The organism is Corallococcus exercitus, assembly GCF_003611585.1.
In the GTDB taxonomy this organism is placed as follows: Bacteria; Myxococcota; Myxococcia; order Myxococcales; family Myxococcaceae; genus Corallococcus; species Corallococcus exercitus.
Map to the genome: position 1 here is coordinate 1 of NZ_RAVW01000382.1, position 9,533 is coordinate 9,533.

The window sequence follows — 9,533 nt, forward strand, 5'->3', positions numbered from 1 at the left end:
ACGCAAGCCAGGGCAGGAGGAAGGAGGAGGCCGGAGCGCGGCGGACGCGGACGGGCAGGGTGTTGATGAAGACGCCGACGATGGAGTCGGAGCCGGGCAGCTCCGGAGGCCTGCCGGCGACCGTCTGGCCGAAGACGACGTCGTGCTCGCCGCTGAAGTGCGAGAGGACGAGTCCCCAGGAGGCCAGCGCGAGCGTGGGCAGCGTCAGCTGGTGGCCGCGCGCGAAGGCCTGGAGCGCCGCTGTCTCCTCGGTGGAGAAGCTCAGCTCCAAGACAAGGTGCGACGCCGCCTGCCCCCTGGCGAGCGTGGCGCGAGAGTCCGCCGGAAGGGGCGTGGGCGAGGCGAAGCCTTCCAGGTACGTGCGCCACCAGGCCTCATCGCGGCCCTCCTCGCGCTGGTGCAGCCAGGCGATGTAGTCGGCGTAGGCGGGCCGGGAGGTGGGGAGGCGCCGGTTGCCGGAGCGCAGGGCGTCGTAGAGGGAGAAGACGTCCTTGATGAGCAGCCCCAGGCTCCAGCCGTCCACCAGCAGGTGGTGGTGGCTCCAGAGGAAGCGCACCACGTGCTCCCCAAGGCGCGCCGCGGTCAGCCGGATGAGGGGCGCCTGACGCAGGTCCACGCCGCGGTGCTTGTCCTCGCGCAGCAGCTGCTCGAAGCGGGCGCGCTGCTCCCCGGCGGGCAGGTCGCGCCAGTCCAGCTCCTCGAAGGGGAAGGGCGCGTCGGCGTGCACCACCTGGACGGGGACGTCGAGTCCCTCCCAGTGGAACGACGAACGCAGGATGGGGTGCAGCTGGATGCAGACGCGCCACGCCTCCAGGAAGGCCTTCAGGTCCAGGGGCGAAGCGACGGTCCAGGACAGCTGCTCGAAGTAGACGCTCGACTCAGGAGCGAGCTGGACATGGAAGAGCATGCCCTGCTGCGTGGGCGACAGCGGGTAGACGTTTTCGATGTGGGGGCCCGTTCGCGCCACCAGGGCGTCGAGGGCGGGCTGGGACAGCGAGGCGAGGGGGAAGTCGCCCGGCGAGAAGCGGCGGGCATCCTCGGAGTGGCGCTCGGTGATGATCGCGCGCAGGTGGTGCTGGAAGCGTGAGGCCAGCGTCGCGATGGTGGCCTCGGAGTGCAGCCGCTCGCTGTAGCTGAAGAGGAACCGCAGCTGGCCCTGCTGCACGTTGCCGTTGACCTCCAACACGTGAAATCGCGTGCCGGAAGGGTCGAGGGAGGGTCCCGTGGCCTCGGAGGCCCTCACGAAGAGCTGGCTGGAGGTGGCGGTGGTGTCGAACTGGCCCGTGTAGTTGAAGGCCACCTGCGGCGGGGGCTGGGAGTGCAGCGGCTGGGAGAGGGCCTCCGGCCCCATCCACTTGAGCAGGCCATGTCCGATGCCGTGATGCGGGAGCCGGAGCAGCGAGTCCCGGATGGCGCGCAGGCGCGTGCCGGTGCCGCCTTCCGCCGGCACGCGCAGCAGCACCGGCACCAGCGACGTGAACCATCCCACCGTGCGTGAGGTGTCCACGTCCGCGAAGAGCTCCTCGCGGCCGTGCCCCTCCAGGTGCACCCGCACGTCCGAATGCCCGGTCCACTCGGCCAGGGCCTGGGCCAGGGCGGTCAGCAGCACGTCGTTGATGCGCGCGCGCCAGGCCGTGGGCACTTCCTGGAGCAGCAGCCGGGTCTCCTCGGCATCGAAGGCGATCGCGTGCGTGCGCTCGGAGGAGCGAAGGTTTTCGCCGGCGGCTTCGAGCGGCAGGGGCGCGACGTGCGCGCGCCCCTCCTCCAGCCACAGGGGAGCCTCGGCCGCGAGGGCCACGGAGTGCCCGTGGGCCTGGAGGCGCCGGGCCCAGCTCTGGAAGGAGGTGCTCTTGGAGGGGAGGCTCGGCGGCTCACGCCGCAAGAGCTGGAGGCAGATCGCCTCCAGGTCTTCCAGCAGCACGCGCCAGGAGACGACGTCCACGACCAGGTGGTTCACGATGATCAGCAGCCGCTGCTGACCGTTGCCGAGCTCGAAGAGGGCCGCCCGCAGCAGGGGGGGCTTGGACAACACGAAGCTCGCCTGGAGTCGCGTGGCCTCGGCCTCCAGGGCCGCGGCTTGCTCACCGGAGGGCAGCGTGGAGAGGTCCTTCCGGAGCAGCTGGAGGGGGGCCTCCTCCACGCTGGCGTTCTCCTGCAGCCAGCGCCCCTCGTGCTGGAAGAAGCGCAGCCGCAGGGCGTCGTGGTGCGCCACCAGGTGCTGGAGCGCCTGCTCGAACAGCGCGGGCTCCCGCGGATGGAGCGGGGTCAGCAGCAGGGCATGGTTGTAGTGGTGCGCGTGCGCGGCGTCGTGCTGGAAGAGGTGCTGCTGGATGGGTGTCAGCGGGACGGGGCCCGTGACGGCGCCCTGCTCCGACGCGACCCGGGAGATGACCTGGACCACCGGCGCGAGCCGGGCCACGGTCTGGTGCTGGAAGAGGTGGCGCGTGGTGAGCAGCAGGCCGGCCTGCCGGGCGCGGGCGACCACCTGGAGGCTGATGATGGAGTCGCCGCCCAGCTCGAAGAAGTTGTCGTGGATGCCCACCTGCTCACGACCCAGCACCCGCGACCAGATGTCCGCCAGCTGCTGCTCCACCTCGTCGCGGGGCGCCACGTAGGCGGTCGCCTGGAGCTGACTGGAAGCCTCCGGAGGAGGCAGGGCGCCACGGTCCACCTTGCCGCTGGAGGAGAGGGGCAACGCCTCCAACAGGACAAAGGAGGCGGGGACCATGTAGTCGGGCAGCTTCTCCTTGAGCCAGGAGCGCAGGGAGTCGACCTCCGGAGGGGCCTCGGAGTCGGCGGCGACAGCGTAGGCGACGAGGCGCCGGTGGCCGGGCGAGTCCTCGCGAAGCAGGACCACGCAGGCTCGGACGTGGGGATGGAGGGAGAGGACGGTCTCGACCTCGCCCAGCTCGATGCGGAAGCCGCGCAGCTTCACCTGGAAGTCGAGACGGCCGAGCGATTCGAGCTCGCCGTGGGGAAGCCAGCGGGCCTTGTCGCCGGTGCGGTAGAGGCGCGCGCCGGGCTCGGAGGAGAAGGGGTTCGGGACGAAGCGCTCGGCGGTGAGGTCGGGCCGGCCCAGGTAGCCGCGCGCGAGGCCGACGCCGCCCAGGTACAGCTCGCCGGGGACGCCGATGGGCAGGGGCCGCAGCCAGGCGTCCAGCACGTAGGCCTGCACGTTGTGGAAGGGGCGTCCCAGCGTGACACGGTCCGGCCGGAGCGCCGTGTTCACTGTGGCGCAGACGGTGGCCTCGGTGGGGCCGTAGGCGTTGACGAACCGCCGGCCCGGCGCGAAGCGCTCCACCAGCTCCGGCGTGCACGCCTCACCCGCGACGATGAGCGTCCGCACCCCCGCGAGCTCCTCGGGTTGGAGCTGCGCCAGCACCGTGGGCGTGAGCTTCAGCGTGGTGATGGCCTGCTCGCGCACCAGATCCACGAGGGGCGCCCCCGGCATCAGCTCCTCACGCGACGCCAGCACCAGCGTGGCGCCCGACAGCAGCGCGGGGATGATCTCCGACACGGACGCGTCGAAGCCGGGAGAGAAGAACTGGAGCAGCCGGCAGCCGGGCCGCAGGTCCATGAAGTCGACGGTCTGCAGGGCCGTGTTGCACAGGCCGCGGTGCTGCAGCAGCGCGCCCTTGGGCCGGCCGGTGGAGCCGGAGGTGTAGATGACGTAGGCCAGTGAGAGCGCGTCCGGAGCGAAGTCCAGGTCGTGCTTGGGCTCTCGTGCGAAGTGGGCCTCGTCCTCGTCGAGGCGCAGCACGTAGCCATGCCGGTCGAGCGGGTGATCCACCGAGGAGTGGGTGAGGAGCACGGCCGCCACCGCGTCCGTGATGATGAAGTCCAGGCGCTCGGAGGGCAGGTGCGGGTCGAGCGGGAGGAAGGCACCGCCGGCCTTGAGCGTGGCGAGCAGGGCGATGACGAAGTCGAAGGAGCGATCCAGACAGAGGGCGACGAGGACCTCCGAGCGCACGCCGACGCGGCGCAGATGGCGGGCGAGCTGGTTGGCGCGCGCGTTCAGCTGGGCGTAGGTGAGTGACTCCGCGCCGAAGCACAGGGCGGTGGCGTCGGGCGTGCGCGCGACCTGCGCCTCGAAGAGGCGGTGGACCAGGGGGACTTCGGGCAGCTCCCGCCGGGCCTCGTTCCAGTCGCGCAGCAGGTGTTGACGCTCGGCGGGCGTCAGCAGCTCCAGCTCGGAGAGCCGCGCGTCGGGACGGGCCAGCACGTCCTCGAGCAGCGTCTGGAGCTGCGTGGCCATGCGGGCGATGGTGGCCGCATCGAAGAGGTCACTGTTGTAGACGAACAGGCCCTGGAGGCTGCCGTCGGACTCCGTGAAGGCCAGCTCCAGGTCGAACTTGGAGACCGTGGTCTCCAGCTCGAGCAGTCTCAGGGTGAGTCCGGACACGCTCAGCTTGGAGACGGGGGTGTTGAGGACGGTGAAGAGGACCTGGAAGAAGGGGTTGTACGCGAGGTTGCGCTCCGGCTTGAACTCCTCCACCAGCTTCTCGAACGGAATGTCCTGGTGCGCGTAGGCGCCCAACGTCGTCTCTCGCACGCGCTGGAGGAGCGCGCGGAAGGAGGGGTCCCCGTCCAGGCGGGTGCGCATCACGAGGGTGTTGGCGAAGAAGCCGATGAGTCCCTCCAACTCCGCCAGCCTGCGGCCCGCGATGGAGGAGCCCACGCTGACGTCGTCCTGCCCCGCGTAACGCGACAGCAGGAGCTGGAAGGTGGCCAACAGCAGCATGAAGGGCGTGACGCCCTCGCGCTGGGCGAAGGCCTTGAGCGCATCGGAGAGCTGCCGCGAGAGGAGCACCGGGTGGCCCGCTCCACGGAAGGACTGCTCGGCGGGCCGGGGACGGTCCGTGGGCAGCTTCAGCAGGGCCGGCGCGTCGGCGAGCTGCTGGCGCCAATAGGAGAGCTGGCGCTCCAATTCCTCGTCACGCAGCCACGCCCGTTGCCAGACGGCGTAGTCGGCGTACTGCAGGGGCAGCTCCGGAAGCGGCGAAGGGTGGCCCTGGAGAAAGGCGGCATACAGCGTCCCCATCTCCCGGACGAAGACCGCCGTGGACCAGCCATCCGAGACGATGTGGTGCATGCAGAGCACCAGCACGTGCTCCTCCACGTCCAGGCGCAGCAGGCTGGCCCTGAACAGCGGCCCCGTCACCAGGTTGAAGGGGCGTCCGGCTTCCGCCTGGGCGCGTCGCAGGACCTCGGGCTGGCGCTGCTCGGGCGGAAGCAGGGAGAGGTCCACGACCTGCATCCGCAGGGGTTGGGCGGGGGAGATGACCTGCTCGGCCGAGTCCGCCTCCGCGTCCTGGCGGAAGGTGGTGCGCAGCGACTCGTGCCGGTTCCCCAGCGCTTCGAAGGCCCGCTCCAGTACCGCGACTTCCAGCGGCCCCTGGAGTCGCACCGCGGAAGGGATGTTGTAGCGCGCGGTGTCCGGCTCCAGCTGCTCCAGGAACCACAGCCGCTGCTGCGCGAAGGACAGGGGCGCCTTCATCCCCTGGGGCCTGCGGCCCAGCGGAGGAAGGGACTGCTGCCGCGCGGTCGTGTTGGGCACGGCCGTGGTGGTGGATCGCAGCTTCTTGAGCAGCAGGGCCTGCTTTTCGGGGGACAGGCCGGCCAGACGCTTGAGGAGGTCGCTCATGGGGGCGGGTGCGGCAGGAAGGAGCAGAGGTTTCAGGAAGCCGAGCCGACCGGCTGGAGGGTGGCCATCAGGCCGTCGCGAGGGCGATACGTGGAGCCGGACATGGCCCGCACGGGGCCCTCCGACGACAGGCGCACCCGGTGACGCTGCATCAACGTGGCGAGCGCGGTGGTGATGAGCAGCAGCGTGTAGTGGTTGCCGATGCACAGCCGCTGGCCCGCGCCAAAGGGCATGTACGCCTGGCGCTGCTCCCGGCGCTCGCGTTGTTCGGCGAGGAAGCGCTCCGGCATGAATTGCTCCGGCTGCTCCCAGGCGCTGGGATGGCGGTGGAGGATGTAGGGCGAGACGACCACCAGCGTCCCGGGAGCCACGGTCCAGTCACCGAGGCGATCCTCCTCCCGGGCCTGACGCACCACGCGCCACGCGGGGGGATGGAGGCGCAGCGTCTCCTCCACGACCGCGCGCGTGTACGCGAGGTGCTGGACTGTGGCCTCGGAAGGGGGCTGTCCGCGCAGCACCTCCGCCAATTCCTGGCGCACGCGCTGCTCGGCTTCGGGGTTTCGCGCCAGCGTGTACCAGCACCAGGTGGCCGCGACCGCCGTGGCCTCATGGCCGCCCACGAAGAGCGAGACGAGCTCGTCGCGCACCTGCTGGTCCGACATCCCCTCGCCCTGCGGGTCCCGGGCGCCCAGGAGCATGCCCAGGATGTCGTCCCCCACGTCGGGGGCCTGCCGGCGCTCGGCGATGAGGGCGTAGAGGGCCGAGTTCAAACCCTGGATGGCGGCCATGAAGCGGCGGCGGCGGGCAGGCAGCATTCGCAGCAGGCCCAGCACGGTCGTCACCAGCGAGTCCCGGGGGCCGTGCATGTCGCGGGTGATGAGGTCGATGCCGCCGCGCAGGGGCTCGCTCTGGGCGTAGACGTCGCGGGAGAAGATGGACTCGCCCAGCGTGGAGATGACCAACTGGCGCATCTCCGTGAGCAGGTCCACCCGCGCGCCGGAGCGCGCCAGCGGCTCCCACCGCTCCGCGGTCCGCTCGATGCCGCGCACCATGCCCGCCACCATGGGGCCCATCCGGGGACGGTGGAAGGCGGGCTGGACCATGCGCCGCTGGCGCATCCAGAAGTCACCTCGGCTGGCGAAGAGCCCCCGGCCCAGCAGCGGCCCGCCGTTGCCGCTCTCCGGCCCGACGGGACGGTACTTGCGGACGTTCTCCACCAGCACGTGCTGCGCGTGTTCCGGGTGGCAGACGAGGAGGGTGGGGCCCTCGAACAGGTTGAAGTAGACGAGGTCGCCGTGGCGCTGGTGCCCGCGCATCAGCAGGCGCAGCGGGTTCTTCACCTGCTGGATGCCGGTGCCAAGGAGCCAGTGCTGTTTCGGTCCAGGAGGGAGGGGGTTCCGGGTGGCTTGCATCTCACGACCTTCTCGACGACGCGCGAAGAGGGATGACAGGAAAGGTGCGGGGGGCCTCAGGAGCCCGACGAGGACTCGGCGTCCAGGAGCGCCTGCAGCTCCTCCTCGCTGAGTTGTTCGAACTGCTCCAACACCGACTCGAGCTCCGCCTCCGACGCCTGCTGGGCGGCGGTGAGGTGGAGGACGCTGAGGGAGAGCTCCGCGACGGTGGAGGCCTCGAAGAGGTCCCGCAGGGGCAGCTCCACTCCGAAGGTGGAGCGGATGCGGGAGACGAGCTGGGTGGCCAGCAGGGAGTGGCCGCCCAGCTCGAAGAAGCCGTCGTGCACGCCCACCCGCTCCACGCGCAGCAGCTCGCCGCAGATCGTGGCGAGTTGCCGTTCGATGTCGTTGCGCGGTGCCTCGTACGCCGCACGGGCCGGTGCCGCACCGTCCGGTGCCGGCAGGGCCTTGCGGTCCACCTTGGCGTTGGAGGTCAGCGGCAGGGCATCGAGCATCACGATGGCCGAGGGGCGCATGAACTCGGGGAGGCGCTCTCGCAGGAAGTCCTGGAGGGATGTCACGTCCAGGGACTGCTCGGACTGAGCGACGACATAGGCCACGAGGCGCTTGTCGCCGGGGACGTCCTCGCGCACGAGGGCGACGGCCTGGCGCACGAGGGGATGGGCGGCGAGAGCGGCCTCGACCTCGGCCAGCTCGACGCGGAAGCCGCGCAGCTTCACCTGGTGGTCGAGGCGGCCGAGGAACTCCAGCGTGCCGTCTTCGCGCCAGCGGGCGAGGTCGCCGGTGCGGTAGAGGCGGGCGCCGGGCTCGGAGGCGAAGGGGTTCGGGACGAAGCGTTCGGCGGTGAGGTCCGGGCGGGAGAGGTAGCCACGCGCGAGGCCGTCACCGCCGATGAAGAGTTCACCCGGAGCGCCGAGGGGCACGGGCGCCAGGGCGTCATCGAGCAGGTACACCTGGGTGTTGGCGATGGGCGCGCCGATGGGGATGCTGGCGCCCACCTGATCAGGCCGCGTCATGCGGAAGCAAACCGCGAAGACAGTGGACTCGGTGGGGCCGTAGCAGGCGGTGACAGGGAGGCCGAGCTGCTCCACGACGCGGCGCACGTGGGGCGCGGAGACGACGTCGCCGCCCGTGAGGACCTGCCGCAGGCCCTTGAGAGCGTCCGGCTCCAGATCCACCACCTGTGAGAAGAGGCCCGCGGTGAGGAGCGTGGCTGTGACCTGGTGCTCCTCGATGACGCGGCGGAGGAGCTTCAGGTCGCTGGGGGACTGGGGCGGGAAGACGACGAGGCGGCCGCCGAAGAGCAGCGGGCCCCAGACCTCCAGGGTGGAGGCGTCGAAGGAGATGGGAGCGATGAGGAGGAAGGACTCGTCCGGACCGAAGCGAGCGAAGTCGTTGCCATGGAAGAGGCGGAGCACGGAGCGGTGCTCGATGGCGACGCCCTTGGGCCTGCCGGTGGAGCCGGAGGTGAAGTCGACGTAGGCGAGGTTGCGGGAACTGACGGCGGAAGCGGGAGCCGAGGCGGGCCAGTCGCTGAGGCGCAGCTCTTCCAGCAGCAGGCGGGGCAGCGCGTCCGGGAGGGAGAGGCGTGCGGAGAGGGCGCGCGAGGAGAGCAGCAAACGCGGAGGCGCGTCCTCGAGCATGAAGGCCAGGCGCTGGGCAGGGTAGTCCGCGTCGAGAGGGAGGTAGGCGGCGCCTGCCTTGAGGATGGCCAGCAGCGAGACGACGAGCTCGACGGAGCGCTCGAGGCAGAGGGCGACGAGGTCATCGGGCCCGACGCCGAAGGAGCGAAGGGCGTGGGCCAGCTGGTTGGCCTGGGAGTCGAGCTGCCGGTAGGTGAGGCGCTGGGAGCCGAACTCGAGGGCGATGGCGTCGGGGCGAAGGGCGGCCTGAGCCTCGAAGAGGTGGTGGATGCAGGCCTCGCCCGGGAAGGGGGCGGAGGTGGCGTTGAAGTCGCGCAGCAGCTGGCGGCGCTCCTCGGAGGAGAGCAGCGAGACGTCGCCCAGGCGAGAGGCGGTGGAGAGGGAGACGAGGGCCTGACGCCAGTGGGCCAGCAGGCGCTGGAGGGCCTGGGGCTGGAAGCGAGGCGTCTCGGCGACGGCGCGCAGGCGAAGCGCGGTGGCGGGGATGACGGAGAGAGTCAGCGGGTAGTTGGTGCTCTCGAAGCCGTGGATGTCCTGCAGGACGATGGAGGAGGAGGGCCCCAGCAGGGAGGAGTCGAGGGGGTAGTTCTCGAAGACGAGCAGCGACTCGAAGAGGGGCGTGCCGCGAGGCACGGCGCTCCAGGACTGGACCTGGACGAGGGGCGCATGCTCGTACTGGCGCAGCTCCATCAACTGGGCCTGGAGGGACGCAAGCCAGGGCAGGAGGAAGGAGGAGGCCGGAGCGCGGCGGACGCGGACGGGCAGGGTGTTGATGAAGACGCCGACGATGGAGTCGGAGCCGGGCAGCTCCGGAGGCCTGCCGGCGACCGTCTG

Annotated in this window: 3 protein-coding genes; all 3 read right to left on the minus strand. The window is 70.9% G+C overall.

Features of this window, described 5'->3' with window-relative positions; all coding sequences use genetic code 11:
• Positions 1 to 5,644: non-ribosomal peptide synthetase (locus D7W79_RS32910; protein WP_120529315.1), on the minus strand; the 5,644-nt coding region annotated here is incomplete at its 3' end.
• 32 nt (positions 5,645 to 5,676) lie between these two features.
• A complete protein-coding gene (locus D7W79_RS32915; RefSeq protein ID WP_120529316.1) occupies positions 5,677 to 7,056 on the minus strand; it encodes a cytochrome P450 in 1,380 nt (459 codons plus the stop codon).
• 56 nt (positions 7,057 to 7,112) lie between these two features.
• A partial coding sequence (locus D7W79_RS32920) for a non-ribosomal peptide synthetase (RefSeq protein WP_120529317.1) occupies positions 7,113 to 9,533 on the minus strand: 2,421 nt, incomplete at its 5' end.